This window comes from Marinospirillum alkalitolerans, assembly GCF_045055655.1.
In the GTDB taxonomy this organism is placed as follows: Bacteria; Pseudomonadota; Gammaproteobacteria; order Pseudomonadales; family Halomonadaceae; genus Marinospirillum; species Marinospirillum alkalitolerans.
In genome coordinates this window covers 1-2,910 of sequence record NZ_JBANFI010000016.1, presented here as the reverse complement: position 1 = coordinate 2,910, position 2,910 = coordinate 1, and the positions used below count along the sequence as shown (strand labels likewise).

At 47.8% G+C, this 2,910-nt stretch carries 2 protein-coding genes; both read left to right on the top strand.

Annotated elements, in window-relative coordinates; all coding sequences use genetic code 11:
- Positions 1-509: 509 nt before the first annotated feature.
- The gene (locus tag V6U78_RS12595) at positions 510-1,085 is read left to right on the top strand and encodes a hypothetical protein (protein WP_405341534.1); all 576 of its coding nucleotides are present in this window, start codon (positions 510-512) and stop codon (positions 1,083-1,085) included.
- A 93-nt stretch (positions 1,086-1,178) separates the two neighbouring features.
- Positions 1,179-1,640: a hypothetical protein gene (locus V6U78_RS12590; protein WP_405341531.1), complete on the top strand. Its 462-nt coding sequence runs from the start codon at positions 1,179-1,181 to the stop codon at positions 1,638-1,640.
- The last annotated feature ends 1,270 nt before the right edge of the window (positions 1,641-2,910 follow it).

Genomic DNA, 2,910 nt, shown 5'->3' with positions numbered 1-2,910 from the left:
TTGCGTCGGTTGAGGCTGGTTGTTTCGGGATAGCAGGCAGGTCGCCGCAGCAGATCGAGGCGTTGTTCTAGCAGGATTTCGTCAGGTTTGGACTTTGAATAGTGTGCCGCGCCTTCGTTATTGGGCGGCTCTCACTGGTTTAAAAGTTAAGGCTCAGTTTTCAAGCGCGGCAAGTGGTGGCTTTGCTTGAGTTGCTTCGTTGCTGTACTTGGCAGGTTTGCCAGACCGCCCAATCTGCTCGTTTTTTCAGGCTTGAGTTCGACGCATTCTGTTGGTTTCACTTAGAGATAGTGTGTCAGGAACGAGTGATGCGGCTTTAACCTAAGTTGGCCATTTTCGGCAAGTTTTCAGCCTTTAGCTTTCTTTTTTTGTTTCTTGCAATAACAAGGCGCTGCACGCGACACGAACGCTAGTCCGTTTTTGTGTTTTCGCTGCGCTCAATTTTACACAAAACCGGCCGTCGCTTTCGTTCGCGTGAGCTTAGCGTTATACGTAAAGGAATCGAAGGCATGTGGATCACGCACAATTACGTAGGAACAACGAGAAATGGTGTTCGATGCCTCTTCTTTTTGTTGCTGGAAGACTATATCGAAGAGCAATCGCAGTTCGCACGAGAACTCAGCCTAGAGCTAGAGCGCTTTGCCAGGAATCTTGGTGATCACGGGGCCGTAGTTAGACCGTTCTCAGGCGATATTGAGCAGGCGAGGCAAGGGGTGCTTCAAAAGAGCTGGACACCTGAGCAGTTGGAGGAAATTCAAAAAACACCAGCGCTACTAATGATCAGTACGGACTTCGACGAGTTTGATCCGCAAGAGCATCCTTGGTTGCTTTTTAATTTGGGGAGTCGTGTCTATGAGGGGGTCCCCGGCGCTTATCGCTTCAGAAATCCGCTAGCTGCCATTACCGACGCAGTGGCCAATGATGGTGTCGATCCATTTGATGTGGCTCACCGTGCTCAACACGAAATAGAAGTAAATGACGCCCTGAAGATTTTCGAGGCTAAGCCTGGGTTATTCGGATTTAGTATTGATCTTGTAAAGGCCGGTGAAGTAATTACGACGGCATTTCGTAGGTACGCCCGCTAATGCTACGTATAACAAACACATTAAATTCGCTCCCTTCGGTCGCCGGACGCTCGCAAGCTCGCGCCGTTTATGTGTGGCGTTAAAAGTAAAAATATGGCTCGTCGTAAAGAATTGAAAAATATAGCTCAAGGCATTGTTAGCTCGTTTGTTAGCCGAAACAATGATTATGATGGTTATTGGGAATTAGCTAAACTTTATGACCTGTCTAAGAATAATAGTGGTGCAGAAATATCGATCGACTTGCTTGGATCTACGATATATCCATACTCAGAATCATTTGAGCCATTGGTTTATATTTGGCAAAGTAAATTTTTAAAAATACTCGGGTCACGGTCGATTCCTGCTAAATGGGTTAACTCTGCAATCATCCACGCAAAATTTGATGTCGAGTACCGAGAACAATTACACAAGCGGGGTATGTCTGGAGAGCCTTGTACTTGCGAATGTGTAATTATTACCGATACCGGTTCTAAATATTCTGTAAGTGCTGGTACGAAATGCATGCCTTTCAGTCGTGCTTGGTTTCAGCGTAGTACTCGCAGGAAAAACTTTTAACAAGCGGCTGCACCGGACAAATTTCCGCTGTCTCCTTTTGTGCAAAAACACGCACAAAAACCGCCATCAAAAATTTGCTCGGTGAGCCGGGCGTTAATTATCTACTGGCTCAAACCCATGTTGTCGAGCGTACCTCTCAGCATCTTCGCGCGAGTAAAAGTCAGGGCCGATCTGATACCCCAATGTGTTTATGCATCGGAATAAACTACCGCCCTCGCTGGATATAAAACACCGCTTTATTGGCGAGTATGCTTTTCGCATAGGAAGATAACTATCTAGCATCAGTAATCCTCCCAAGTATCAAACCCTTCGCAACACTCGTTTATGTTAGTCATTGCTCACCTCTCGATAATTAACAAACCGTTGCACGGGACAAGCCCGTGAATGGGGCGTTATTGCATTGGCTTGGTTGCCTCGGTTGAGGCGGGTTGTTTCGGGATAGCAGGCAGGCCGCCGCAGCAGATCGAGGCGCTGTTTTAGAAGGGTTTCGTCAGGCTTGGCTTTTGAATAGTGTGCCGCGTCTTCGTTATCGGGCTGCTCTCATTGGTTTAAAAGTAACGGCTCATTTTTCAAGCGCAGCAAGCGGTGGCGTTGTTCGAATTGCTTCGTTGCTGTACTTGGCAGATTTGCCAGACCGCCCAATCTGTTCGTTTTTTCAGGTTTGCGTTTGGCGCATTCTGTTGGCTCCACTCAGAAATAGTGTGCCAAAATCGGGCTGCTGGGCTTTAACCTTGGCTTTTCACTTGCTGCAAGTTGGCAGCTTTTAGCATTCTTTTTGCTGTTTCTTGCAATAACAAGGCGCTGCACGCGACACGAACGCTAGTCCGGTTTTGTGTTTTCGCTGCGCTCAATTTTACACAAAACCGGCCGTCGCTTTCGTTCGCGTGAGCTTGGCGTTATTGCATTGGCTTGGTTGCGTCGGTTGAGTCTGGTGGTTTCGGGATAGTAGGCAGGTCGCCGCAACAGATCGAGGCGCTGTTCTAGCAGGATTTCGTCAGGTTTGGCCTTTGGATAGTGTGCCGCGCCTTTGTTGTTGGGCTGCTCTCACTGGTTGAAAAATGACGGCTCAGTTTTCAAGTGCGGCAAGCGGTGGCTTTGTTTGAGTTGCTTCGTTGCTGCACTTGGCAGGTTTGTCAGACCGCCCAATCTGCTCGTTTTTTCAGGCCTGAGTTCGGCGTATTCTGTTGGCTCCACTCAGAAATAGTGTGCCATTTTCTGAGTCCTGGGCTTTAACCTTAGCTTTTCATTTGCTGCACGTTGGCAGCTTTTA